At 64.9% G+C, this 25,415-nt stretch carries 15 protein-coding genes and 1 riboswitch; of the genes, 8 read left to right on the forward strand and 7 right to left on the reverse strand.

Going from position 1 to position 25,415, the window contains the following annotated elements; all coding sequences use genetic code 11:
* Positions 1-218 precede the first annotated feature (218 nt).
* Together Q5064_RS03405 and Q5064_RS03410 are read left to right on the forward strand one after the other, a co-directional pair.
* Positions 219-1,694 (forward strand): helix-turn-helix transcriptional regulator, encoded by a 1,476-nt coding sequence (locus tag Q5064_RS03405; protein WP_302962305.1) that lies wholly within the window; start codon positions 219-221, stop codon positions 1,692-1,694.
* Positions 1,695-2,036: 342 nt separating this feature from the next.
* Positions 2,037-2,798: a DNA/RNA nuclease SfsA gene (locus Q5064_RS03410; protein ID WP_302962306.1), complete on the forward strand. Its 762-nt coding sequence runs from the start codon at positions 2,037-2,039 to the stop codon at positions 2,796-2,798.
* Between the two features lie 18 nt (positions 2,799-2,816).
* Here the strand turns inward: Q5064_RS03410 and Q5064_RS03415 are convergent, their stop codons facing one another.
* Complete coding sequence (locus tag Q5064_RS03415; protein WP_302962307.1) at positions 2,817-4,172, reverse strand: Na+/H+ antiporter NhaC family protein; 1,356 nt, start codon at positions 4,170-4,172, stop codon at positions 2,817-2,819.
* 147 nt (positions 4,173-4,319) lie between these two features.
* Here Q5064_RS03415 and Q5064_RS03420 point away from each other — a divergent pair, with 147 nt between their 5' ends.
* Positions 4,320-6,977, forward strand: coding sequence for an RNA helicase (locus Q5064_RS03420; protein WP_302962308.1), 2,658 nt, complete (start codon positions 4,320-4,322; stop codon positions 6,975-6,977).
* Between the two features lie 128 nt (positions 6,978-7,105).
* Here the strand turns inward: Q5064_RS03420 and Q5064_RS03425 are convergent, their stop codons facing one another.
* On the reverse strand, positions 7,106-8,782 hold the full coding sequence (locus tag Q5064_RS03425; protein ID WP_302962309.1) for an FAD-dependent oxidoreductase: 1,677 nt from the start codon (positions 8,780-8,782) through the stop codon (positions 7,106-7,108).
* Between the two features lie 142 nt (positions 8,783-8,924).
* On the opposite strand from Q5064_RS03425, the gene Q5064_RS03430 reads away from it, so the two are divergent.
* Positions 8,925-10,448 carry a response regulator transcription factor gene (locus Q5064_RS03430; protein ID WP_302962310.1) on the forward strand — a complete coding sequence of 508 codons (1,524 nt, stop codon included), beginning with the start codon at positions 8,925-8,927 and terminating at the stop codon, positions 10,446-10,448.
* Positions 10,449-10,533: 85 nt separating this feature from the next.
* Here Q5064_RS03430 and Q5064_RS03435 read toward each other — a convergent pair whose 3' ends face one another.
* On the reverse strand, positions 10,534-11,994 hold the full coding sequence (locus tag Q5064_RS03435; protein ID WP_302962311.1) for a helix-turn-helix transcriptional regulator: 1,461 nt from the start codon (positions 11,992-11,994) through the stop codon (positions 10,534-10,536).
* 247 nt (positions 11,995-12,241) lie between these two features.
* On the opposite strand from Q5064_RS03435, the gene Q5064_RS03440 reads away from it, so the two are divergent.
* Positions 12,242-13,933 (forward strand): FAD-binding protein, encoded by a 1,692-nt coding sequence (locus Q5064_RS03440; RefSeq protein ID WP_302962312.1) that lies wholly within the window; start codon positions 12,242-12,244, stop codon positions 13,931-13,933.
* A gap of 484 nt (positions 13,934-14,417) precedes the next feature.
* Here Q5064_RS03440 and Q5064_RS03445 read toward each other — a convergent pair whose 3' ends face one another.
* Both Q5064_RS03445 and Q5064_RS03450 read right to left on the reverse strand, forming a co-directional pair.
* Positions 14,418-14,609: a hypothetical protein gene (locus Q5064_RS03445; RefSeq protein ID WP_302962313.1), complete on the reverse strand. Its 192-nt coding sequence runs from the start codon at positions 14,607-14,609 to the stop codon at positions 14,418-14,420.
* A gap of 95 nt (positions 14,610-14,704) precedes the next feature.
* On the reverse strand, positions 14,705-16,087 hold the full coding sequence (locus tag Q5064_RS03450) for a helix-turn-helix transcriptional regulator (RefSeq protein WP_302962314.1): 1,383 nt from the start codon (positions 16,085-16,087) through the stop codon (positions 14,705-14,707).
* A gap of 391 nt (positions 16,088-16,478) precedes the next feature.
* Here Q5064_RS03450 and Q5064_RS03455 point away from each other — a divergent pair, with 391 nt between their 5' ends.
* Positions 16,479-18,236 (forward strand): FAD-binding protein, encoded by a 1,758-nt coding sequence (locus Q5064_RS03455; protein ID WP_302962315.1) that lies wholly within the window; start codon positions 16,479-16,481, stop codon positions 18,234-18,236.
* 233 nt (positions 18,237-18,469) lie between these two features.
* A riboswitch (glycine riboswitch) is annotated at positions 18,470-18,565 on the forward strand.
* A 63-nt stretch (positions 18,566-18,628) separates the two neighbouring features.
* Positions 18,629-20,104, forward strand: coding sequence for a sodium:alanine symporter family protein (locus Q5064_RS03460; protein ID WP_302962316.1), 1,476 nt, complete (start codon positions 18,629-18,631; stop codon positions 20,102-20,104).
* Positions 20,105-20,271: 167 nt separating this feature from the next.
* Here Q5064_RS03460 and Q5064_RS03465 read toward each other — a convergent pair whose 3' ends face one another.
* On the reverse strand, positions 20,272-23,697 hold the full coding sequence (locus Q5064_RS03465; RefSeq protein ID WP_302962317.1) for an SNF2-related protein: 3,426 nt from the start codon (positions 23,695-23,697) through the stop codon (positions 20,272-20,274).
* A gap of 299 nt (positions 23,698-23,996) precedes the next feature.
* Between Q5064_RS03465 and Q5064_RS03470 the strand changes: the two genes are divergently transcribed.
* Complete coding sequence (locus Q5064_RS03470; RefSeq protein WP_302962318.1) at positions 23,997-24,416, forward strand: hypothetical protein; 420 nt, start codon at positions 23,997-23,999, stop codon at positions 24,414-24,416.
* A gap of 66 nt (positions 24,417-24,482) precedes the next feature.
* Here Q5064_RS03470 and Q5064_RS03475 read toward each other — a convergent pair whose 3' ends face one another.
* Complete coding sequence (locus tag Q5064_RS03475) at positions 24,483-25,328, reverse strand: PmeII family type II restriction endonuclease (protein WP_302962319.1); 846 nt, start codon at positions 25,326-25,328, stop codon at positions 24,483-24,485.
* Positions 25,329-25,415 lie beyond the last annotated feature (87 nt).

Here is a 25,415-nt window from a genome sequence, read left to right on the forward strand (position 1 = left end):
GAATGCCTGCGACCGTCTTTGCCGGCCGCCCCGGTCCGCGATGCCCTCGGCCCGGCTAGCAATAGGCAGTCTGCCAGCGGCGAGGCGCCCCGTCGCCCCCCGCCATGGGGCATTCTGGCCGGAAAAGCCCTACCCCACCGTGGGGCATTCTGGGCTTTCCCAGGCCTTTCTCCCTCAGAACGGCGATAGAATGACTTATTGAAAGAGAGGACATTCCCATGGCCAACCCTGCTGCACCCGCCCCCGCCACCCCTCGCTCCGACGCGCCCGCGCGCTGGCCGGCGCTACGCTGCCTGGGCGCCCTGATTCTCCTTCAGGCGTCGGGATCTATCATCAATGCGACCATATACGCGAGCATGGCCGACTTCTTCGCCATCGGCCGCGAGATCGCCACCTTCGCCAACGCCGGCGCCTTCGTCCTGCTGGCCTTCGTCGCCTTGCGGCGACCCTCCCTCCTTAACGCCCGCGCGCTCACGGCAAGTGCCTCCATCGCCATCACCGCAGGCGTCATGTGCCTGGGAGCCGGCATCGTCGCGAACAACAGCCTGCTCACTCTCGCAGGGCTCTTGTGCCGAGCGATGGCCTCGGTGTGGCTCACCGCCCTGTTCACCATCGCCCTGAGCACCCTCCCGACAAGCCGCAGCGTCCTGCTGGTCGCCGGCGGGGGCACTGTCCTCTCCAGTGCCATCTTCGCCCTCATCCCCATCGGCTGGCCCACCGAGGCCGCCTGCGCGGCCCTGGCGCTGTGCATACTCGTCTCCCTCGCCCTTGTCTGGGGACTCGCAGAGCCGCCCCTCGCGAGCATCCGGCAAAGCGGGGCGACGGCCCTGCGGGATTTTAAGGGCTTCGCCTCCTTTGTGCCGCTCTTGCTCTGCGTGTTCCTCATCGCCACGGCCTCAGGCTACGCCATCGCCTTCAACCAGCAGGACAATGCCCCTTTGGTCACCCTTGCCAGCGACGTCATCGTAGCGGTTGCCTTCGTCATGGTGGTTATCGACAAGTCTCAGAAGAGCGAGGACCGGCTCTTCTCCCTCTCGGTTCTCCTTGTGGTGGCCGGATACCTCGTGGCGCCCTATGAGATCGCCTCTGCTGAAGGAACCGCGAACTCCCTTCTAAGGGCCGGACGGGACTGCTTCTACCTGCTGCTCTGGATTCTGCTCGCCTTCACCGGCCGACGCAACCTGTTCATGCTGCTTCCCATGGTGGGCTTTGTGCGCGCCGCAAGCAGCCTCGGCACCGACGCCGGCGCCGTAGCCGGTCACGCGACGAACCAGCTCGCCGCCGGCAACCCGCACCTAGCAGGCGTATTCGCCAGCATCATGGCCTTCTGCTTCGTGGCCTTTCTCTGGCTCGGGTTCCGCCACTTCAGCTTCACGGACGCGGTGAGCGAGGTCAGACTCATCACTCCGCCGGAGATCGAGCAGATCGGAAGCCACATCGATGCCGCCTGCCGCTTCCTCGGCAAGCAGCATGGGCTCACCCCGCGCGAAACGGAGATTCTCATCCTGCTGGCCCGAGGGCGCGACGGCAAGTTCATCGCCGAGAAGTACGTCCTCTCGTATCAAACGGTCAAGACCCACATCAAGCATTTGTATGCAAAACTCGGCGTCCATTCCCGCCAAGAGCTCATCAACCTCACCGACCAGACTATCGCCTCGGCGGCTTTTCGCCATCGGACCGAGCGAAATTCCTAGCCTGCCGTTTCTCGACATCCCGTAGCGCGCTCGCGTGGCGCCACCGCCACTGCAGGCCGTGCCCGGCCCACACTGGGCCGAGCGCCCCACGCGGCCGAGGCGGACCGACCGGCATCAACCAGGCGCCCGCTGTCGCTATACTGGAGCACTCGGGCAAATATTGGACAAAAAGGCGTCGAGTGAGCTCGGTCGCCCGCACTCAGGCGCTGTTTTCGTCACAAATCCTTGTCAAAACCGATCGAACCCCCTCTTTTGCAGCCCACTGCGTCCATAATTGGGCGGCAAGAAGCTCACTCGACGCCTTTTTGTCCAAAATTTCGTTTTCAACTCGCAAGGATACCCATGACCGCCCCGCACGACGCCCCCGTCCCGCTCCCCTTCCCCGAGCCCCTGCGGGAGGGAATCATCCTGGCGCGGCCGAACCGCTTCATTATGGATGTGGCCTTCGGCGACGGGGACTGCGCGCGCTGCCATTGCCCGGCAGTCTCGCGCATCGGCGGGCTGGATCTGACGGGACGCCCCTGCCTCGTGTCCGACTCCCGCAACCCCAAGCGCAAGATGCCGCTCACGGTGGAGGCCTTCTCGCTCCAGCAGCCCGACGCGGCCGAGAAGCAGTGGATCGGCATCAACCAGAACGCCTCGAACCGCTACGTGGAGCACTTCCTGCGCGAAGGCGCGCTCAAGACCATCACGGGGCCGGTGGCCGAGGTGCGCCGCGAGGTGCCCCTCGGCTCCTCGCGCCTCGACTTCCTCGTGAACGACAGCCTGTATTTGGAAGTGAAGACGCCCCTCGTGCAGATTCAGACCGCCGTGCCGCCCTACGTTCCGCGCCTGCCCGAAGTCCCCTTCAACTCCACCGAGCGCGCCCTGCGCCACCTGCGCGAGCTGGCCGCGTCCCTTGAGCGCAACGAGCGGGCCGTGGTGCTGTACTGCCTCTACTACGAGAACGACGGCTTCCGCTTCTACCACGGCACCACCTACGACGAGGTGCTCGCGTGCGTGGACGAGGTGCGCGAGGCCGGCGTGGAGCTGTGGCAGGCCGACTTCCGCATCGATGCCGAGGAAGTCGCCCTCGAACGCGCCTTCCCCCTCACGCAGTGGTAGGCGGCAAGCTGCTCTTTCCTATTCCTCCACCGGCACGCCCTCGAAGGCCGTATGATCGGGCTCGTAGCCGCGATCGTCGGGCACCAGGAAGATGAACACGAGCGAGCTTGCCAGCAGGAAGAACGGGTAGAACAGAAACGGCATGATCTGGAAGGCCGATACGGAAAAACCGAGCTCCGCGCAGGCCGAGATGGCCACGAGCATCTGGGCGCCGTAGGGGATGACGCCCTGGAACACGCAGGAGAACGTGTCCAGGATGGAGGCGGTCTTGCGGCGCGAGATGTCGTAGGTCTCGGCCATCTCGTGCGCGATGGGGTTCGCCATCACGATGGCCACGGTGTTGTTGGCCGTGGCGATGTCCATGGCGCCCACGAGCAGCCCCATGCCCAGCTGGCCGCCCTTGCGCCCCTTGAACACGCGCTTGATGCCGTTGAGCAGGGCCACAAACCCGCCGTTCTCGCGGATGAGCGCGCAGATGGCGCTCACAAGCACGGCCACCATGGTGGTCTCGAACATGCCGGCAGCGCCGGTGCCCATGTTCCCCAACAGGTCGGTAGCCGCCACCGCGCCCTCGGCCACCACGATGATGGAGCCAGACAGAATGCCCAAAAGCAGCACGATGAACACGTTGATGCCGCAGATGCCGCCGATAAGCACGATGAGATACGGAATGAGCTCGACGAGGTTGTAGTCGTTGTGCACCGTGCCCGAGATGTCGGAGCCGAGCGACAGCATGAGGATGACCACGAGCGTCACGATGGCAGCGGGCAAGGCGATGCGGAAGTTCTCGCGGAACTTGTCCTTCATCTGGCAGCCCTGGCCCTGGCAGGCGGCGATGGTGGTGTCGGAGATGAACGACAGGTTGTCGCCGAACATGGCACCGCCCATGACCGAGGCCACACACAGCGGCATGGAGAAGCCCGAGGCCGCCGACACCGCCACGGCGATGGGCGTGATGAGCGTGATGGTGCCCACCGACGTGCCCATGGAGATGGACACGAAGCAGCTGACCACGAACAGCACCGCCACCGAGAACTCCGCGGGGATGATCGACAGCATGAGATAGGCCACCGACTCGGCCGAGTCGCGCCCCACGGTGCCCACGAACACGCCGGCGGTCATGAAGATGAGGATCATGGTGACGATGGTCTTGTCGCCGATGCCGCGGCCCATGATGACGAGCTTATCGTCGAAGGGCAGCTTCCGGTTCTGGAAGCACGCCACGAGCAGCGCCACCAAGAAGATCACCACGATGGGAATGTTGTAGAAGCCCATGGAGATGCCCATGCCGTACTCGAACAGGACACCGAGCCCCAGGTACAGCACGAGGAACACGCCGATTGGCAGCAGCGCCGCCACATTTCCCTTTTTCACGTCGAACTCCGCTTTCTTCGCCATTGAAACCACGGAGGCCTATACTACACCACAACAACCGCTGCCGATGCGTCATCTTCCCCGCGCGGAGCTTCCCTATAATAGAAGGGATGCAATCGGACACGCCCCCTCCAGAACGGATCCCCCATGACCGACCCCACTGCACTTGCCGCCGAAGAAGGCACCTACGAGACTCCCGACGACTTCGCCGCCGAGGCAGCGCGCGACGGGGAAGGCGCCGGCGCGCCGGTCGACCCCTTCGAGCCCGGCTCGCTCGGCTGGCTTCTGCCCTGGTCGGAAACGGGCGAGGGCGACGTGCTCACCCCCGACGAGGCCCTGGAGGTGTTCCTGGAATGGGTGGAATCCCGCGGGCTTGAGCTGTGGCCCCATCAGGAAGACGCGCTCATGGACCTGGCCGTGGGCGACTCGGTGATACTGGGCACCCCCACGGGCTCGGGCAAGTCCATGGTGGCGCTCGGCCTGTGCTTCATGGCCGTGGCCACGGGGCGCACGGCCTACTACACGGCCCCCATCAAGGCGCTCGTATCCGAGAAGTTCTTCGACATGGTGGATGTGCTCGGGCGCGAGAACGTGGGCATGATCACCGGTGACAGCACCATCAACACCGAGGCGCCGGTCATCTGCTGCACGGCGGAAATCCTTGCGAACCAGGCGCTGCGCGAGGGGCCGACGTCGAAGGTGGGCTGCGTGGTGATGGACGAGTTCCACTTCTACGCCGACCCCGACCGCGGCTGGGCCTGGCAGGTGCCGCTGCTCACCCTGCCGCGCGCCCAGTTCCTGCTCATGAGCGCCACGCTGGGCGACGTGAGCGACATCGCCGACGCGCTGGAGGAGCGCACCGGGCGCCCCGTGGACCGCATCGTGGACGCGCCGCGGCCTGTGCCGCTGTCCTACGACTACACCTTCGAGACCCTGGAGGCCACGGTGGAGCTGGGCCTGCGGGCCGGCGAGGCGCCCATGTACATCGTGCACTTCTCCCAGGACGAGGCGCTCAAGAACGCCCGCGCGCTCGCGAGCTACGGCGTGGCCGACAAGGAGCAGCGCGAGGCGGTGAAGGCCGCCATGAAGGGCACGAAGTTCACCACGCCCTTCGGCAAGATCCTCCAGCGGCTGCTCGCCGCGGGCGTGGGCGTGCACCACGCGGGCATGCTGCCGCGCTACCGCCTGCTGGTGGAGCGTCTGGCCCAGCAGGGGCTGCTGCCGGTCATCTGCGGCACCGACACGCTGGGCGTGGGCATCAACGTGCCCATCCACACGGTGGTGCTCACCCAGCTCACCAAATTCGACGGGCAGAAGATGCGCCGTCTGCGCTCGCGCGAGTTCCACCAGATCGTGGGCCGTGCGGGACGGTCCGGCTTCGACACCGAGGGCCTGGTGGTGGCGCTCGCCCCCGAGCACGAGATCGAGAACCACAAGGCCCTGTTGAAAGCGGGCGACGATCCGAAGAAGCAGCGCCGCGTGAAGAAGAAGCAGCCGCCCGAGGGCTTCGTCAGCTGGAACAAGCAGACCTTCGAGCACCTCATCGAGAAGCCGCCCGAGAAGCTGAACCCCCGCATGCGCATCACACATTCCATGGTGCTGTCGGTGGTGAGCCGCGGGGGCGATGCCTGGGCCAACGTGCATCAGCTCATCGCCGACTCGGCCCAAACCCCCGAGGAGAAGATCAGGCTGAACGCGCGGGCCGACGAGATCTTCCACACGCTTCTGGAGGCCGGCGTGGTGGTGCGCGGCCAGGACGAGGCGGGCAACCCCTCCTACGAGCTCACGGTTGAGCTGCCCGAGGACTTCGCGCTCGACCAGCCGCTCTCGCCGTTTCTGCTGGCGGCGCTCGATTTGCTGGACCCGGAGAGCCCCGACTACGCCCTGGACGTCATCTCGCTCGTGGAGGCCACGCTGGAGAACCCGGGCAAGGTGCTGCGGGCCCAGGAGCGCAAGGCACGCGACGCGGCCATGGCCGCCATGAAGGCCGACGGCGTGGAGTACGAGGAGCGCATCGAGCGCCTGGCCGAGATCACCTACCCGAAGCCCCTGGAAGAGCTGCTCGACCACGCCTTCGAGCTGTACTGCCAGGGCGTGCCGTGGGCCCGCGACTACGAGCTTTTGCCCAAGAGCGTGCTGCGCGACATGGTGGAGACGGCGAGCGACTTCAAGACCTACATCGGCCGCTACGGCATCGCGAAATCGGAGGGGACGCTGCTGCGCTACCTGTCCGACGCCTTCCGCGTGCTCGTGCGCACCCTGCCGCCCGATGTGCTGGACGACCGGCTGCGCGACATCATCGCCTGGCTTGGCTTCATGGTGCGCACCACCGACTCGTCGCTCGTGGACGCCTGGGAGAGCGCCGGCGAGCTGCCCGAGGCCGGCGCGCCCCCGCAGGCCGCCGACGCCGTGGTGGCCGACCGCCACGGCATGGAAGTCATGGTGAGAAACGCGCTCTTCGCCCGCGTGCGCCTGGCATCGCTCGACCGCACCCGCGAGCTGGGCAGCTTGGACGAGGACTGGGGCTTTACTGAGCGTACTTGGGATGCGGCCCTGGACGACTACTTCGCCGAGCACAACGAGATTCGCATCGACGGCGACGCGCGAAGCGCGGCCTACCTGACCATCGACGAGGGGCCGGAGCAGGACGCGCACCTCTGGCACGTGCGCCAGATCTTCCTCGACGAGGACGGCGACGGCGACTTCCGTATCGAGGCCGATGTGGACCTGGACGCCACCCAGGAGGAAGGCGAGGTCATCTTCAAGAACTACCGCGTCGGCTTCGTGGAAGATTTGGCGGAATAGCGCCCGCAGAAGCGGCGCCCTCGCCTTTCGCCGGCGCTGTGCCACCGGCAAATATCTCTGCAACGCAGAAGGCCCTCGCCGAGGCGAGGGCCCGAGGGGAGGGCGAAAACGCGCATCGCGCCGAAAGGCTAGGCTCCCAGGGCGCGGTCGGCGGCGAACTGGCCGGCCCGGCGGCCGCCCGTGCAGGCACGGCCGTGGCTGGCGCCCGAGATGGTAATGGGATAATCGCCGAAGAAGAAGCTGCCAGAGCAGTTGCCAGCCGCCCACAGCCCCTCGATGGGGCGGGCCTCGGCGTTGAGAACCTGCTGGCTCTCGTTGATCTTCAGACCGCCCATGGTCACCAGCAGCGTCGTGCCGGAGTGCACGCCGTAGAAGGGGGGCTCGGTGAGCGAGCTCAGGCACTGCTTGCGCTTGCCGAAGTCCTCGTCCACGCCGGCGGCGCACAGCTCGTTGTAGCGCTCGATGGACGCCTTGGCCGTTTCCACATCGATGCCCTCCATCTTGGCCAAAAGCTCGTCGATGGTGTCGGCCGAGATGATGGCGCCCTCCTCGATGAACTGCTGGATCTGCTCGGGATTGTGCAGAGGCGAGCGGAAGTCCTTGCAGACCACCATGCCCATAGCCGGGCCGTCGGTCTCCCACTTGCTGTCCCAGAACACCCACTTCATGTGGCGGGGCTGCGCGTTGTGGGCACGGCACACGAAGGCGTAGGGCATGTCCTCGTTGCAGAAGCGCTCGCCCAGATCGTTCAGGTAGAGCCACGGCTGACGCGTCAGCGGAATGGAGGGCATGTGCTCCAGGCCCTCAACACCCTCGTCGAAGTACATCGGGCAGTGGGGCGCCTCGTCGATGGCGCCGCCTACCCAAGCGCCCATGCGAATGCCGTCGCCGGTGTTGTGCGGCGGCGTCGAGATGTTGTGCACGTCCTCCTCGTGTCCGGGTACGAACGCGTCCATCATCTCCTCGTCGGCACCGTAGCCGCCGGTGGCAAGCACGACGCCCTTGGCATCGACGCGGGTCACGCCGGATTTGTCCTCGAAGATGACGCCGGCCACCGCGCCGTCTTCGCCCTGCACCAGCTGCTTGGCCTCGGCATTGAACCGCACGTCCACGCCCAGCTCGACAGCATAGGCCGTGAAGGCCTTGGCCCAGCCGATGGCGAAGGGCGGCTCGTAGCCCGCCTCGCTTCCTTCGGCGATAAGATCCTCGGTGGGAATGATCTGGAACGCGTCGGTGGCGAAGTGCTCGTACCAGGCATCGGGAATCACCTGCATCTCCAGGGGCATGGGGGCGATGGCGATACCGTGGTCCGTGAGCATGTCAGCAGCCCAGTCGAGCGCCTCGGCCGAGTGGTCGACCCATGCCTGCACCACGCGGTAATCGCCGCGGTGGTCGCCCCAGCGAAGCACCTCCTGCAGCACATCCTGCTTGCGCTCGCGCAGATCGATACCGGCCTCAAGCTGTATCTTGCCGCCGATGGCGCCGTAATCGATGCCGCGGAATTGGCCCGCTCCCGTCTTCTCCAACAGCACCACCTTCGCGCCCTTCTCGGCCGCTGAGCAAGCCGCCGAGAAGCCGGCCATGCCGCCGCCGATGACCACCACGTCGGCCTCCTCGGTGCTATCGACAGCCTCGATGGGCTCGGGCGCGATCTCCCAGGTATAGCCCTCCGGTTCCGACGAGCCCGTCTCGGCCATGGTCTGGGGCGCGCAGCCCGCAAGGCCCGCCGCGGCAGCGGCAGCGGTGGCAGCAGCCCCCAGGCCCAGGAAGCCGCGGCGGCTCATCTTCATGTTCTCCGTAGTCATGCGATCCCTCCTTTTGGTTGACTGACAGCGCCCATGATGCCCGTTCCGCACAGGGCCTGTCTATCGGCATAAAACGAGTATTCCCAGTTCAGCGCCATCGGTAAAAAGTGATGATTGACGGGAAAAGCCCCTCTATGACACTATGGCGGCGGAGGTGGTGCGCATGTTCGCCCGATGGTGGGACAATTTTCAGGAAAGCTGCGATATACGGCTTGCAGCCGGAGCAGGCTGCGCCGCCGCGTGGGTGCTTCTTGTCGCCGTATCTCCCGTTCTCTCCGTCTCCCCCACCCTCACAGTCAGCGGGCCGAGTTGGCGACCTTGCGTTGCAATCGGCGCCGCCGTTGCTTTCGGGGCGGCAGCCATCACGAGCAACCCCAGGATCCTCAAGGCAGGACGGGCGCTGCCCCACCTACCGCTTCTCGTCGCGGGAGCGGCGCTCTCCTTCGCAGGCGTCGTCCTTCACCATAGCTCCGACACGATAGCCATTACCGTCATAGCAGCCCTCTGCACAGGGGGCGGTCTGGCGGCCCTCGTCTTAGGCTGGGTACCGCCCTTCGCCTCGATCCGACTTCGCAAGCGCGTCGTGGGAACGGTGGCCACGGCCTTCGCCGGCGCGGTCCTCTACCTGCTTGTCGCCATGATCCCCTCCCCCGCAAACCTCGGTGCCGCCCTCGCCCTCCTCGTAGCTTCCCCTCTTCTCGCCGCGCAGATCAATCCCCCCGATGCGATCTCCTCAGCTGCCGTGCCGTGCGCTGCCACCCCGCTGCGCCTTTTCGGCCCCGAGCTTTCCGCCGGCGCTCTCGTCTTCGGAACCCTGTTCGTTCTTGCCGGCCACGTCCTCCCCGATATCGAGCACGCCTGGATGGCCTCGCCTGTTCCCGGCATGATCAACGTCGCGCTCTTTCTCGTTCTCGAGACAGCGCTCACCCTTTATATGGTTCGGCGGGTGCGCCGCGAGAGTCCGACGGTCGCCTACCGCCCCGTCATTATTTTCGCCGCCCTGGGCTTCCTGCTTCTTCCCTTCGTTGACGAGCGCGGCGCTCTCCTCTGCATGGCCATCTCCTTCGCTGGCTTCGGCTGCTTCCTCGTGTACTTCTGGATCGTCATGGGAAATATCTGCCAGCATCGGCATAGCGTCCCCATACCCACCTACGGCTTCGGCCTCTTCCTCATCTTCGTCGGCTTCCTTATCGGCGAGACTGCCTGCCAAGTTCTCTACTCGCTCCCCCATGAGGCCTTCAGCTATGCTGCCACGATCAGCATCCTCTCGCTTTTCCTCCTCGTCGTACTGGCATGGAGCATGACCGACGGGGCGCGGTTCGCCCAAGAGACCGCGGAAATGGGCGGCATCCCCTTCGTCATGGACGGCGCAGCCGCCGAGAAGGACAGCGCCGAACACGACAGCGACACCTCTGCCGACCGCATCGCCCAAGCCGCAATCCTCTACAACCTGTCGCCGCGCGAAACGGAAGTCGTCGAGTTGCTGCTGCGCGGCCGCAGCATTCCCTACATATGTGACGAGCTGTTCATCGCCAAAAGCACCGCCCAGACCCACGTGCGGCACATCTACGCCAAAATGGACATCACCGGCGGTCGGCAGGAACTCATCGATCGCATCGAATCGGCAGACGAGGCTCAAAGACCTTCTCCGCCTCCAACAGCATGATTCTGCTCCTGTAACTTATTGCGTTATCGCAATAATAAAGAAGAACAACGCGGGGTAGCCGCCACGCTACCGCTTGGAAATGAGATCATTCGGACGTCTCGGGAGCATCCTGCTCTTGTTCCACGGCATCAATGAGCTGCTGTTGAGAGTGTACGCCGAGCTTGCGGTAGATATTGCGCGTATGCGTCTTGACGGTGTTCCTTGAAACAACCAGCGCGCTCTCGATAAAGCGGCTGTTCCTTCCCCGGGCGAGCAGCGGGAAGATGTCGCTCTCGCGCGGGGTGAGCCCGAAACGCTCGATCATGGCGGCGCATACCTCGTCGAGCGTGCCCTCTTCCTTCGCCACAGGCAATTCCACCGGACGAATGCTCGAAATGACGTCCTCGAAGCTATACCCGCGCAGGAAGAGAATGGCGTAGACGACAAAGCAGCAGAAGAACGCCACAGCTATCAGGTTGTCCCAGTACAGCCCCATCTGCTCCAACTCGATGGCAACGGTCCATATCAGGGAGTCGGCAAATACACCGATCTCGAAGGCCGCCACGCCGAACAAGACGAGAGACGGCGCCGCCCACACGTTGCGGGACGAGAGCTCGAAGAACAGCAGCCACACAAAGAGCATGAACAAGTTCGAGCCACTGAACATAACCGCCAGCGCTGCATGGCCCACCGAATCCGCCAGGACGTCTTGGGCCGGCATCGTCACGAAAGCAAAGCCCACGATCGAGGAGAGGAGCGCCGCATAGTAGAAGTCATCGACATCGGGTTTCCCGCGGGAGACGACCGCAACAAGGACCCCTATGGCCACCGTCGCCGCAAGGCACGTCAGGGGCACGAGTCGAGCTGAGAGCGGGGCCGCCAGAGACCAGGCAACATGCCCATAGCCGCTCATGCACGCGAACAACAAGATCATGACGAACAGCTTGTTGGAGAACGGAAGGAACGAACCGGGATTCGTCGCCGCCAAATCGCTCGGCGCGGCAGAGCACGTGAAGGACCGCAGCTCCCCCGCAACACGGTCCGCAAGCAAGCGGCTCACGCACCCCAGCCCCAGCGCGCACAGCACGAGGCACCAGGGGGAATCGGATGCAGCGGGAACGGCCGAGGACACGATGAGGTAGCCCGCGAAGCCGGTAAGCAAGCTCACCGTGCGCCGTCTGCGATCGAGCTTCGCGGCAGATAAAGCCGTTTGGACGAACGCCCACGCCACGCCGATTCCCGCAGCACTCAGCCCCACGAGAACGGCAAGGAAGCCCACCGCTCCGGCAATCGGGGCAGCGATGCGCCACGACCGGCGCGCCAGCAAATCGAGATGATCGTGAATCGCAAAAGCCAAAACGCCAAGGGCCACGATGCCCATCAAGACCGTTGCGATACGCCACGCCAGAGCCCCCGCATCGAAGGACACCACGCAGAGACGGGCAAGCATCTGCATCCCGAACACGCAGATAAGAAAGCAGACGGCGGTCGTCCAATCGACACGACGCGGGAAAGCCTCCCCTTCGCTCGGCGGTCCTTCCTCTTTTCTTGTCTCCACTTTCCACACCTCCCGAAAACCTTGCTCATCTTACCAGGCGAAGCGCCTCTTTCGCATCACGCCGTCAAACGCCACCAGGCATTTTTCCGAATTTCACCCCCCTAAGGTGAAGGAAATAGCCGTGAATTTCATGAACCGAGGGCGAAGACCGAAGCTGCACGACCCGCTAGGCTCTGAGCAGTGCCGCAATCAGGCGGCGCAACCAGACAATGCACTTGAAGCAAGGACGAAACGTCCTCAAGGAAAGGAGCGGAGGATGACCAACGACGCTATTTCGCGCCGCGGCTTCGTCGGACTGGGGCTCATGATGGGAGCCGGCACTATCGGAGCCGGGCTCGCCGGCTGCGCACCCTCAACGGGAAGCACTTCGGCAGAAAGCGATCTATCTGATACGGGGCAAGCCGTCGCAGAGGACTGGCTGGGCGCCGAACCCCAGATCGACGAGATCGCTGAGACCAAAACCGTCGACCTGCTCATCATCGGCGCCGGCAATGCGGGCCTCGCCGCCGCGGCTACAGCCGCCGATCTCGGTCTCGACTTCATGCTCTGTGAGAAGTCGGGCGCTGTGCAAGGCGCGCGCATGTGGATCGGCGCCGTCAACACGAAGTACCACGACGCTGCCTCCATCGAGGTTGACGAGGGCAAGCTGCTCAACGAATTGGCCCGCTACGCCTCGTTCAAATGCAACCAGCGTGTTTGGCGGACCTGGATCCGCGAGAGCGCCGAGATGATCGACTGGCTCGACGGCATTATGGGAGCCGAGGCGGAACTCGACACCGTCGGCTACGACCACGCCACCGGCGGCACGGACTACTACGTCCCGCCGATCCAGCACATGTACTCCATGGATGCAGACGACCGCAACAGCGTGCTGGAGGCCTACATCAACGCCAAGGGCCACGAGGTCAGCTTCGGTCACGAACTCGTGAAGCTTCTCCGCGAGGAGAGCGGCCCCGTAACCGGTGCCATCTTCGCAACCGACAACGGATACACGCAGGTCAACGCCGCCAACACCATCCTCGCCACCGGCGGCTACCCCGCCAACCGCGCCATGGTTCGCAGCCTCGCGCCCATCATCACGCAATGCGTCACCGCCGACGGATTCATGCCTGGCAACGACGGCAGCGGCATCAAGGCGGGCCTGTGGGCCGGCGCGAAGATGGACGCCGAGTGCGCACCCATGATCTTCGACCGCGGCGCTGTCCTCCCCGGCACCGATGCCGGCTACGAGAGCGATGACGACGATGCCTGCTTCCAAAGCACCTACGGTGGCATCGGCCAGTTCGGCATGGGCAGCCAGCCTTTCATGAAGGTGTCTCGTCACGGTCGGCGATTCGCGAACGAATCCACCCCCTACGACTTCATCTGCCACGCCGCGGCCCAGCAGCCCGGCGGCGTTTGGTGCCAAATTTTCGACGCCAACGCCGTAGAGGATATGAACCGCTTCTCCACGGTAGGCTGCTCGAAGGGCGCGCTCATGCCCTTCATGGGAGGCGCGCCCATCGACGAGGCCTTTGCCGATGAGCTGGAGCGCGGATTCGTCGTCAAGGCTGACACCATCGAGGAACTCGCTGACGGCCTTGGCTTCACCGACAACGCGAAAAGCGCCTTCATCGAGGAAGTCGACCGCTACAACACCTTCTACGACAACCAGTTCGATGAGGACTTCGGCAAGGAGGCGTTCCGCCTGAGCAGCCTCAAGACCCCTCCCTTCTACGGCTGCTGGTATGGCGGCACGCTCTTGGCGACCGTCGACGGGCTGTGCATCAACGAGGACATGCAGGTGCTTGACGAGGCCAGCAACATCATCGAGGGCCTCTACGCTGCGGGAGACTGCTCGGGAAGCTTGTTCTCAGGCAACTACCCTGAATACCTCGTCGGCTGCGCATGCGGTCGCACCGTCACCTTCGGTCGCCACGCCGTGAAACACGCCGCTGGCCAGCTGTAAGTTATCCCCTGTAGTTGAGATAGCCCCTCCCTCTAGCCCTGCCGCAGCTTCCTCCCCGCTGCGGCAGGGCCGCTTTTCCAAGTTTTCCACCGCATCGGCTTCGTGGAAGATTTGACAGGATAAGGGAGGAGCGACAGGCTACAAGCAGAACGCCATGTAGAGAGGCAAGTATTCCCACTCTCCTTCCCGAGCAAGCTGCTGAGGATGCAGGACGATCTTCTTCTGTGCAAAATTCGCGATATTGAAAGCCTCAATATGGCTCAGAATTCGCGACATCAAGTTTGCATCTTCCCGTTGCAAACAATCGCGTTTACACCAGTCAAGCTTCGCAGACGCTTTCCTCATTTTTCACGGGGCGTTGCTGGAAGCCGGAGTTGGAATCAGCATCGAGCTCGCAGCCACCTAGCGCGAGGCGGTGCGGGGAAAGATACGGCTACATCGTACGGAGGCAGCGCCCTAGGCGGCCGAGACGCGGTCCGCGGCGTCAGAACACGCCCTCCTTCACCAGCTGAGCTTGCCGCTGCTGGAGGAAGAAATCGGACACAGCCATGTAGAAGGCCGCCTCCTCCTGACTTTGGGCTTGCGCCATCATCTCGGCAGTGGGCACATAGCTGAAAAGAGCACGGCATTCCTGGTAGAGCTCATGGAGCACACCTGCCTCCGCCTCCGATATCATAGTTCTCCTCCCATAAATTATTGCGTTGTCCCAACAGTAGCACGAAAGGACGGCGCGTGCGTCATCGGCGTCGCACTTCTCAAAACGAAATCGGCTCATCGGGAAACACGCCGCTCCCCCGACGGAGCCGTCGGCTTATCGGCATAGCGCTCGAACAGGGCCAGCATCTCCTCGAAGTTATGCACGCCGCACTTCTGATAGATATGGTACTTGTGGGTCTTCACTGTCTCGTGGGAAATGAACAGCTGCTTGCCGATGGCCGCAGCGGAAAGCCCCGTTACCAGCAGCGGAAGAACCTCCCCCTCCTTCGGCGATAGGACGAAGTCGGCAGCCATGGCCGCGCATGCCTCGGCACGCAGCTCGGCGAAGGAGCGCGGCAACCCATCGCTGCCCCAGCCTCCCTCGACAAGAAACGCATCGCGAATGGCTCGTGCGGGAAGAGCCTGTTCTCTCTGGAAGTAGAACACCAGGTACATGAGATAGGCGAGCGTGGCGCAGGGAGCCACCAGTCGATAGGTCGCAGGCGGCACAAGATGCGCCGCGAGCATTCCCATGCAGAATACCGTGAGCAACGCCACAAGGCCCACAACGGGCAACGCTGATGAACCAGCGAACCGACGCTCCGAAAGATAGAGCATATCGATCCAGAGCAGTGCCAAAAACAGCAGGTTCGAGCAAACGACAACTGCATAGACCACTAAGAACGGCGCTGCGGACAGCACAATCGACACGAGCACGCCCAGCGCGCAGGGAACTGTCATGAACAGGATGACCTCTCCCGCCTGCTCTTCTGAACGGACGGTCCATCGCCAAGCCAGAGCCGCGAGGAATCCCATGGCGAGCAGCGCGCCGACCGCGAACGGAGCTGACGAGCGCACCGCCTCCTCCACGGAAGGATCGACCAGGGACGTGCCGAGGCTTAGAGAGCAGATAAGCCCCGCAGGAGCTGCAGGTAAAGCGGCGCGGGCAGCCTCAAGCCAATCGCGCCCCGCCCCTGGCGATGCCGCAGGATGGTGGTCGTAGCCCTCCTCGGCTAAAACCGAAGCAGACGCGGCGTCGTCCCCGTCGCCCGCCAACGCTGCTGCCGCCACCACGCCCGAGAGCGCCACGATAACCGCGAGCACAACGGTACCGTCCGCATCGGTAGCCGACACCATATAGCCCCCGTGCACCAAAAGCGACGAAGCTCCGAGGCTTACGATAGCGCTGAGAGCGTAATCTCCCAGGGTAGCCTCGCGACCGAGTGAATGCCAGGCAAGGGTCGTGCGCAGCATGACGCCGCATGATGCCGCCAGCAGAGCGGCCACCACCACGGGAGCCCACAACGAATGCACGGACACGACCAGCGCCGCGCTCGCCACAGGCATTACGATGCCCCACAGCACCACAAGCATGGGCCGTGGGTACTGTGCAAGACGACCGGAGAGAACGCACGCCACCGCGAATATCACAACCGCCGCAAGCGTTTGCAACTCCATGGGAACAACGAGCTCCTCGCCCGACATATAGGGAGTGAGCATGCGCGGGCGAAACAGAAGAGTCTGGACGAACGCCAGCGGCCCCGCGAGCATCAAGCTCGTCGATGCGAATTTCCTCGCCGCATATATCGCCATGCTTTCGCGCCCTCCCACCTGCGAACATACTGCGGCACCTCACCGCCTCCCTCGGCCCATTTTATCACGGCATTTCCTCTGCGCCCTTCCTTGTCCATTACCGTGACCTGGCGTTTTCCCAAAATAGCACTTTTTAGGGATAGGCGATGGCACCTATCCGGGGATGCGTGACGGACGTTGTGGCGCTAGCGTGATTCACCAGGCGCCATGCTTTCCCTCAGGCGCCTACCATTCAAGACAACAGGAAGGGGAGATCATGGATCGTAGGACATTCATCAAAGGCGGCCTTCTCGCGGGAGCCGTCGCAGCTGCCGGAACCGCCGTCGGCTGCGCCCCGGGCGCATCTGGCGCCAGCGAGTCCGCCGCTGAGGAGGCCCTCGCCGCCACAGGCGACGCCTGGTACGGCGAGCCGGCGCCTCTCGACAGTTTCGACCTCGTCGACACCGAGGAGTGCGAGCTGCTCATCTGCGGATGCGGCGCGGGCGGCATCATGGCCACCGCCGTGGCTGCCGAGGCGGGTGCGAATGTCATCACCATCGAGAAGGGCGGCGCGGCCGGCTCCATCAAGTCGAACATCGGTATCGTCGGAGCGCGCGATGACGAGCGCTATGGCGTGAAGGTTGACAAGATGGCGGTACTCAACGAGATCACGCGCTACACGAACGGCCTGTGCAACCCCCGCGTGGCCCGCACCTGGGTTTACGAAAGCGGCGAGACCTTCGATTGGATGACCGACGCTCTGGCCGACTACGGCGTGCACCCGTTCTTCGAGACCGATACCGGTGGAGACTACCACGGCTGCTATCCGATGTACCCCGTCGAGCACGGCTACGTGTACGACTATACTCCCGAGCAGATGGCCGAGGCCGAGGAGAAGACCGCGGGAAATCCCGATCCGGCAGCTATGATGCAGGCGCTTCCCACCATTGGCACCTACCTGCTCGAGCGCGCCGTAAACGATTGGGGTGCTGATGTTCGCTACCTGCATGAGCTGGTGCAGCTCGTGCAGGACGAGAGCGGTGCCGTGACAGGCGCTATCGTGAAGAACGACAGAGGCTATGTACAGATCAACGTCTCGAAGGGCGTCATTCTCGCCACGGGAGGCTACGAGGCCGACCCCGAGCTGCTCGCCGAGCTGAACCCTCATTCAGCGCAGATCGGCGGCGTGTCTATGGTGCAGATGGGCTGCAACGGCGATGGCATCAAAGCCGGCATCTGGGCCGGCGGCGCGAAGGACCCAGTGCCCACGCTCATGACCTTCTCGCGAGCGGCCGTGGCTCCCGACACGCCGCTGGGCTACCCTTACGAGGGCAACTCTTGCTGGATGGGCGATCAGCCATTCCTGCGCGTGAACATGGACGGCGAGCGCGTCTGCTGCGAGAGCGTGCCCTACGACTATCCGCTGCTCGTGGCCACACATCACCCGAACAGCAAGATTGCCACCATCTGGGACGCAAACTACCGCGACCACATCAAAGCGTTCCATACTATCGGCTGTTCGCGCATCATGCCCTCAGAGTCGAAGACGCCCGACGGCATGCCCACCGGCCTGGGCCTCACCTTCGAGGCCAACGACGGCATGATTGCCCAGAATATGGAGATGGGAATCATCCAGCAGGCCGATACCCTCGAAGAGCTGGCCGAGAAGCTGAAGATGCCCGCCGACGCCCTGAAGGCCACTGTGGCGCGCTACAACGAGCTGTGTGAGAGCGGCGAGGATTTGGACTTCGGCAAGGAGCCGAAGGACATGCTGGCCCTGACCACGCCCCCCTTCTGCGGCGCCTACTTCGGCGGCCACGTGCTGTGCACCATCGACGGTCTGCAGATCGACGAACACGGTCGCGTGCTATCAGCTGACGAGCGTAAGCCCATCCCCGGCCTGTACGCCGTCGGCAACTGCTCTGGCAGCATGTACGCCGGCTCCTACCCCGAGTTGTTCATCGGCAACGCTAACGGCCGTACCATCACCTTCGGCCGCCACGCCGTGCGCCATATCCTTGGGCAGATCTCCTAGACGAGACGCAGCAAAGCCCTCCCCTGCGCGGGGCCAGGAGATCCTGGCCCCGCTTTGCACTTCCCCGTCGGCGCTCGCATGGGCCGTCCGGGCGCACGGCACGCTCCGTTCGCGTAGAAAACAATCACTGAGCGGAATTGTTGTTGATTGCCCGTCTGCACGGGGGCATAATGGCCGAGTCAATATTTCTGTGATGTCTTCGGGATGCGCGGTGCGCCGGGCAAACCGGAGGCGGAGAAAACTCTGGAGAACTCTTAAGTGAGTGCCGAAGGTGCAAGGCCCCGTTCGCGGGCGCCGAATCTCTCAGGCAAACGGACAGAGCGATGACGCGACCTTTTCGGCCGGCCACGCATAAGTTCCCCCGAGTTTTCTCGCGAGAAGAAGGGAACGCCGTGGAAGAGGCACTGCTTGGTATCGTTACCACCATCAACAACTATCTTTCCAACTACATCCTCATCATCCTGCTGCTCGGCATGGGCATCTGGTTCACCGTGCGCACCAAGGCCATCCAGTTCCGCTGCTTCGGCGAGGGCTGGCGGCGCGTGTTCGGCGACTTCAGCCTGCGCGGCGGCAACCAGGGCGGCGGCATGACCTCGTTCCAGGCGCTGTCCACCGCCATCGCGGCCCAGGTGGGCACGGGCAACATCGTGGGCGCATGCGGCGCCATCATCGTGGGCGGCCCGGGCGCCATCTTCTGGATGTGGATCATCGCGCTTCTGGGCATGGCCACCAACTACGCCGAGGCTGTCATGGCGCAGAAGACCCGCGTTGTGGACGAGGACGGCACCGTGCACGGCGGCCCGGTGTACTACATCACCACCGCCTTCAAGGGCGCGGGCGGCAAGTTCCTCGCCGGGTTCTTCGCCGTGGCCATCATCTTGGCGCTCGGCTTCATGGGCTGCATGGTGCAGTCGAACTCCATCGCTGAGACCATGAACACCGCCTTCGGCATTCCTACCTGGGTCATCGGCCTGGCCGTGGTCATTCTGGCCGGCATCGTGTTCATCGGCGGCGTGTCCCGCCTGGCCGCCGTCACCGAGAAGATCGTGCCCATCATGGCCATCCTCTACGTGCTCGGCTCGCTTGTCGTGCTCATCATGAACGCGGCGAACATCCCGGCCACCTTCGCGCTCATCTTCGAGTGTGCCTTCAACCCCGCCGCCACCGTGGGCGGCGCCACTTTCGGCATCATCGCCGCTATCAGCCAGGGCGCCAAGCGCGGCCTGTTCTCCAACGAGGCCGGCATGGGCTCCACCCCGCACGCCCACGCGCTCGCCGAGGTGCGCGACCCGCACGAGCAGGGCGTGGTGGCCATGATCGGCGTGTTCGTGGACACCATCGTGGTGGTCACCATGACTGCGCTCGTGGTGCTGTCCACCCTGTACGTGGGCGACGGCCTGCTCGCCACCGGCGACTACGCGAGCCTCACCGCCGAGACCGTCACCAAGACCAACATCGCCCAGCTGGCCTTCGGGCAGTTCTTCGGCGAGGGTGTGGGCGCTTGGTTCGTGGCCATCTGCCTTCTGTTCTTCGCCTTCTCGACGATTCTGTCGTGGAACCTGTTCGCGAAGCTGAATGTGGAGTGGCTCTTCGGCAAGAAGGCCGTGCTGCCCTTCACCGTGATCGCGCTCGTGTTCATCTTCCTGGGCTCGCTGCTCTCCAACGACCTGGTGTGGGAGATGGCCGACATGTTCAACCAGCTCATGGTCATCCCCAACGCCATCGCGCTGTTCGCCCTGTCGGGCGCGGTGTTGGCCATCGCGAATGCCAAGCACGACAAGCGCGCGCTGGACGTGGCCGAGGAGAAGCTCGCCGACAAGGAGCGCGCCGCCATGAACGCCATGGTGGAGAAAGACGAGCGGAAGTAGTCTCGATCCAAGAGCACCATGCGGAATTCCGGGGAGGGCACGTCGCCCTCCCCTTTTTTCATGGGCGGGAGCGGACGGCGCAGCGCGCCAGGCGGCGGGGCACCGGGCACGCGAGCCTCGGGCAGGGCGGCGCGGCGGGGCGCAGCACGAGAGGGCGCATCAGCCCCCTACTCGTCGCAGCCTAAAAGCTCGGCGAGGCGGTCGCGGGTGAGGCCCTCCAGGGCATCGGCGCCGGTGGCAGCTACCACGGAGTCCGCCAGGTCGCGCTTAGCCTCTTGCAGCGCCACGATGCGCTCCTCGATGGTGCCCTTCGCCACCACCTTGTACACGTCCACCTCGCGTTCCTGGCCGATGCGGTGGGCTCGGTCGGTGGCCTGGTCGGTGGCTGCGGCGTTCCACCACGGGTCGGCGTGCACCACCACCGAGGCGCCCGTGAGGTTGAGCCCCGTGCCGCCGGCCTTCAGCGACACGAGAAACACCGGTGTGTCGTCCTCGTTGAAGCGCTTCACCAGCTCCACCCGCTCGCGCTTGGGCGTGGCGCCGGTGATGGTGAAGTGCGAAAGCCCCCGCCGGTCAAGTTCGTCGGCCAGCACCGAGAGATAGCTGGTGAACTGGGAGAACACGAGCACCTTGCGATCGGCCTCCTGAGCCTCGGCCACCAGCTCCATGATGGCGCCGAGCTTCTCGGCTCCGCCCCGATAGTTCTCGAACACGAGGGCCGGGTCCAGCGCGATCTGCCGCAGGCGCGTGAGTTCGGCGAGCACCTCCACCGAGCTCTTCTCGGCTTCGGCCAGATGTCCGCGCCGGTTCGCCCGCGAGGCGTTCTGGCGCTTCTGGGCGTTCAAGTCCTCGCGCAGACGCTGCTCGGCCCCGTCGTAGAGCCGCCGCTGCTCGGCGCTTAGGGGCACGTAGCGCACCAGCTCCGTCTTCGGCGGCAAGTCGGTGAGCACGTCGGCCTTGCGCCGGCGCAGCAGAAACGGCTCCACGAGCGCCCGCAGGCGAGCGGCCGCCTTCTCGTCCTCGCCCAGGATGCCCAGCTCGTAGCGCTCGCGGAAGCGCTCGTAGCTGCCGAGGAGCCCCGGCATGAGGAAGTCGAAGATGCTCCACAACTCCGAGAGGCGGTTCTCGATGGGCGTGCCCGTGAGCGCGAAACGCAGCGGCGCGCGCAGCCGCTTCACCGCGCGGGTCGTCTTGGTGGCGTGGTTCTTGATGCGCTGGGCCTCGTCGAGCACCACCATGCCCCAGCCGACCGGGTGCAGGAAGGGCGCGTCGATGCGCACGCGATCGTAGGAGGCCACGATAACGGCCGGCGCGCCCACCGAGGCGCCGTCGCGAGCCGCCTGCGCGCCGCGCCCGATCACGCGCCCCTCCCCTTCCGCAGCCGCCTGGGCCACGAGCATCTCGCGCTGGTACCGGGTGCCCTCCAGGGCCGCCACGGGCATGGCGGGCGCGAAGCGGGCGAACTCGTCCAGCCAGTTGAACACGAGGGAGGCGGGGCAGGCGATAAGCACCGGGCCTGTCAGCTGCCCCGCGTCCCGCAGGCTCTGCAAAAGCGCGATGGTCTGGAGCGTCTTGCCGAGGCCCATCTCGTCGGCGAGGATGCCGCCGAAGCCGAGGGAGGCGAGCCGTGCAAGCCAGCGGAACCCCTCCAGTTGGTAGGGGCGCAGCGTGGCGGCCAGGCCCGCGGGGGGCTCCACGGCACGCGCCGGCTCCTCCACCCGGCGCAGGTAGTCCTCGAAGGTCGCGTCGCGCACCGCGTCGGCGTATTCCCGATCCAGGTAGAACGCCTGGTAGGTGGGAATCTGCGCCGAGCCGTCCAGAAGCTCGTTGGCCGACACGCCCAAATCGCGCATCATCTCGCCAAGGCGCGCGATGTCGCCCTCGGAAAGCGCCACGATGCGCCCGTCGCTCATGCGGTGAAAGCGCTTGCGGCGGCGCAGCGCGGAGAACATCGCCGCCAGCTCGTCGCGGGAAACGTCGCTCTCGCGCACGTCCATCTGGATGAGGTTCGCCGCCAGCGAGAGGCCCAGCTGCACCCGCGGCGGCCGCTCGTCCACGAGCCGGTCGAAGGCCGGGGTGGTGAACACCTCGCCTGCGGCGCGAAACTGCGCGAGTCCCCCGTAGAGCAGCTCGCCGGCCAGGTCGGCCTGGCGCAGCGGCAGCGTCATGGAGCCGTCGAAGAACTGGGCGGCCAGCATGACGGCCGCATCCTCCAGCGCCTGATCGCGGAAGGGCTGCTGGGAGGCGGGACGCAGCTCGGGCTCCTCGCCCGAGTCGGCCGGGCTCGCCAGCACCACCTCGCGCTCGCCGTAGAACGCCTTCACCGTCAGGCGGATGAGCGCCGCCTCCTTCTTCCCCGTCTTGTCGAAGTAGAAGGCGAGCGTGCCGGCCACCGGCCGCAGAGCCTCCCACGGCTCGGGCAGGCGCACGTCCACCGCAGCCTCCAGCACCGGCAGCGCCTGACGGCAGAAGGCCGCCCCGTCGCCCTCGGCCACGAAGGCCGCACCGCCGTCGGCCAGCCCCGCCTCCCGCAGAAAGGCGAAAGCCGCCGCCTCGGCGCCCTCCACGCGCGCCGCCACGCCGTCGGCCAGCACGTAGGCCCGCTCCAGGCCCCGCACCACCAGCGCGGATTCGGACAAGTGCAGCTCGTAGCCGCCTTCGACAGCGTCAAACAGAAGGGCCGCAAGCGGCGCGTCGGCGCCCACGCGCCACGGCTCGGGCGCGGCGTCGTCGGCCGCACCGGCACTTCCGGCACGGCGCACCAGTGAGAAGGAACCCTCGCCGAGGGCATCCAGCAGGGCCACCACCTCGGCCTCGCGCACCCGGGCCTCGCGCTTGCCGGCACCGGCGGTGCGGAACGTGGAGCCGCCGAACAACCGCTCGTCGGGGAACAGACCGGCCACCACCCGGGCCACGGCCCGAGACGGCTCGTCGAACGCCTCCAGGCGATGAGCGAAGGCGAGCTTCTTGCCGTAGGCGTGGAACTCGCCGTGTTGCACGTGGTGCGCGAAGGCCTCGATGTCGCGCACCTGGTAGGTACCGCGCGCGCCGGCTACCGCCAGGTGCAGCGACCAGAGGCGCCCGTCGTAGATGAGCTGCACGTCCAGGCGCACGCTGCCGGGCGCCACACCCAGGGCCACGCCCTCCGCGCCGGGTCGTCCGAGGGCGAGCGCAACTGCACCGGTCGCGTCGTCCTTCCCCGCCTCCAAGAGCCGGCCGAGGGCCTCGCTCGTGCGACGCGCCACGGGAGCCGCAGGGCGCGCGCAGGCCGCGTCCTCGAAGCTGCGGGGCTGCGCAAAGTAGGCGGTCACCAGGGCCACGCAATGCTTGCACAGGCCATCGAAGCGGGCGATGGCCGGGCAGGTGCACTCGTAGTCCACGATACGCGACTCGTAGTCGCCGAACATCACCGAGGCGTCAAAGTAGTCGGCGATGCCCGAGGCCGAGGCCACACGGGCGGAGATCACCGTCACGTCCTCGTCGCGGCGCACCGTACGCCCCACGATGGACTTCGCGCTGGCGGCAATGCCCACGCCCCGCGACACGGCACGCGGATCGGCGTAATCGGCCAGCTTGATGCCTCCGAGGCCCACGGAGTTCTCCTTCCCACGGCGAATTGCGAACACTTGAGGTTACCACAACAGCGCCACTTGCGAAGAGCGCAGGCGGCTTCCCGTCAGAACAGAAGGGAAATCAACACCGCCGAGCCACACCCCGCGCGTCCGCAAACCCTACCGCCGGGCCACACTTCGCGCCGTCCGCAAATCCCGCCTTCTCTCGCCCCCTCGTGCCCCGCTGCGAAAATACGGCCGCGAGGATGATGGCACCACAGGCCTCCATGCTAGAATTCTCCCGCAATCCCATCGCGCCCCCGAGAATCGAGGAGACACCTATGCGCCGCATCCTTCTGGTCCTCTGCGTTGCCGTCAGCCTGATCACCCTAGCCGGCTGCTCGTCGAACCACCCCATCACCAAGGCCGGCGAGGCCTGCGCCTCCTGCCACAGCGACGGACGGGCCGCCGCGGAAGGGGATGCCGCCAGCGCGGCACTGGCCGACGCGACAGAGACGGGCCTTACCTTTACCGTGGAGAGCGCCGCTGACAAGGTGTACCTGTGCGCAGTAGCTGTAGCCGACGGGGGCACCATCGTGCCCGCCCAGATGCGCACGCTCACCGCCGACGAGCTCGGCTCCGTCACCGTGAGCGAACCGGGCGTCTACGCCCTGTGCACCGGCGAGATCTCCAGCCCCTCTTCGATCACCCTCATCAACGCCACCGAATCCGCCCCCGCCGACACCGTCGTGAAGCTGTAGGAGACTCCGAACTTCACCCACAAAGTGGGAAAGTTCAGCCGAGCCATAAGCGACAATTCGGCTCTCTCAGCCGATAAGATGTTTCAGGACGAGCACGGAATTCATCGAGTCGTCAAGATTACGCTCTTGCAGAGCATGCCGCATCTCTTCCTGCAAGCGATCGATGCACTCCTGACGCGCCATCCGCACGTCGCCGTTGTTGATGCGCGACACGTCCGACACGAGGCCCTTCTCGGAATCGAACCCGGTGAGCCATTGCCAGAAAGCCGCCCCCGTCAGATAGCGGTACTGAAAGCCCGCGATGTCCTGATTGGCCAGATCGCGTTCAGAAGGCTCGTACACCCGCTCCTCGTCGATGGCGCCCTTGTCGCGAAGAACGCAGAATGCCGCTCGAACCGGCTGGTTGCTCGCTCTCCGGAAGCGGCGCTGGGCCTCGCATTTATCCTTCAGTTCGCGTAACTCTTGCGGGAAAGACGAGGAGTTCGTCGTGTTCTTCTGGGATTTCAGCTCGCATACGTAAAGCGCGCCGTCGCGAACGGTCATCATATCCCCCGTGTCGAGCGTATCAGACGATATGGCACTGACTATCGCCTGCCACGTCGAGCCGATAACCGTCTCCTCACTCGAGCTCTCGCAGGCGCGAAACGCCTCCACAACGAACTCCTCGGCATTCTGAACACCACGCGCCGCGAACATAATGATATCTTTGGCAAGCAGCTTCTTTAAGTTGAGCTTCTTGGGATCACGATAGTAGGCAATCCTGTTCTCCACGAATGCGTCAAGATGCTCGTAGGCTATGGCACGTTTATTCTCGATATCGGCCAGCCCTTCTTCAGGCAAATCCACGAAATCGACCTCGAGACCCTGCTCGTCCGAGAACATCGCCCGAGGCTCATCGCCGAAACCATCCATAGAACCCACCTTCCTCGCTGTTTCGCTGCCATCGCCATACTACTGGAACATTCTCGAGCCGCTCCGTGCAAACTTGTATAAAATGGT

Source organism: uncultured Adlercreutzia sp. (assembly GCF_958431955.1).
GTDB lineage: Bacteria > Actinomycetota > Coriobacteriia > Coriobacteriales > Eggerthellaceae > Adlercreutzia.

Excerpts from the sequence above, each read along its gene's own strand:
- Q5064_RS03405 (WP_302962305.1), top strand. The coding sequence starts at position 219 with ATGGCCAACCCTGCTGCACCCGCCCCCGCCACCCCTCGCTCCGACGCG.
- Q5064_RS03455 (WP_302962315.1), top strand. The coding sequence starts at position 16,479 with ATGGATCGTAGGACATTCATCAAAGGCGGCCTTCTCGCGGGAGCCGTC.
- Q5064_RS03410 (WP_302962306.1), top strand. The coding sequence starts at position 2,037 with ATGACCGCCCCGCACGACGCCCCCGTCCCGCTCCCCTTCCCCGAGCCC.
- Q5064_RS03440 (WP_302962312.1), top strand. The coding sequence starts at position 12,242 with ATGACCAACGACGCTATTTCGCGCCGCGGCTTCGTCGGACTGGGGCTC.
- Q5064_RS03470 (WP_302962318.1), top strand. The coding sequence starts at position 23,997 with ATGCGCCGCATCCTTCTGGTCCTCTGCGTTGCCGTCAGCCTGATCACC.
- Q5064_RS03420 (WP_302962308.1), top strand. The coding sequence starts at position 4,320 with ATGACCGACCCCACTGCACTTGCCGCCGAAGAAGGCACCTACGAGACT.
- Q5064_RS03430 (WP_302962310.1), top strand. The coding sequence starts at position 8,925 with ATGGCGGCGGAGGTGGTGCGCATGTTCGCCCGATGGTGGGACAATTTT.
- Q5064_RS03450 (WP_302962314.1), bottom strand. The coding sequence starts at position 16,087 with ATGGAGTTGCAAACGCTTGCGGCGGTTGTGATATTCGCGGTGGCGTGC.
- Q5064_RS03475 (WP_302962319.1), bottom strand. The coding sequence starts at position 25,328 with ATGGATGGTTTCGGCGATGAGCCTCGGGCGATGTTCTCGGACGAGCAG.
- Q5064_RS03425 (WP_302962309.1), bottom strand. The coding sequence starts at position 8,782 with ATGACTACGGAGAACATGAAGATGAGCCGCCGCGGCTTCCTGGGCCTG.
- Q5064_RS03445 (WP_302962313.1), bottom strand. The coding sequence starts at position 14,609 with ATGATATCGGAGGCGGAGGCAGGTGTGCTCCATGAGCTCTACCAGGAA.